The organism is Pseudoalteromonas sp. MER144-MNA-CIBAN-0113, from assembly GCF_040308965.1.
GTDB classification, from domain to species: domain Bacteria; phylum Pseudomonadota; class Gammaproteobacteria; order Enterobacterales; family Alteromonadaceae; genus Pseudoalteromonas; species Pseudoalteromonas tetraodonis.
In genome coordinates this window covers 1-257 of the sequence record NZ_JBEOOG010000445.1, presented here as the reverse complement: position 1 = coordinate 257, position 257 = coordinate 1, and the positions used below count along the sequence as shown (strand labels likewise).

Sequence of the window (257 nt, the reverse complement as noted above, 5' to 3'; positions counted from 1 at the left end):
CATTTCACGTACAACAGCACGTTCGCGTACAATACTTGCGTAAGCGTCAATGTTAGCAGCGCTTGGCGTGTTTTTAGCTATTTCTGCTAAATAAGCAAAACCCCCAATTCCTGCAAGTTTATTATTTTTTTCTAAACTTTCAGAAATAGTGATTAAATCTATCGGATCGCCAATCTCAGCAAGTGCCGTCATCGCCTCAAAAATTAACTTGTGCGTGCGGGTATAAAAATCCTGTGATACAACAAGCTCCGCTACGC

Annotated in this window: 1 protein-coding gene; it reads right to left on the bottom strand. The window is 41.2% G+C overall.

Annotation, left to right across the window (positions count from 1 at the left end):
* On the bottom strand, positions 1 to 257 hold a 257-nt coding region (locus AAEY57_RS20430), incomplete at both ends, for a DnaB-like helicase N-terminal domain-containing protein (protein WP_350608715.1).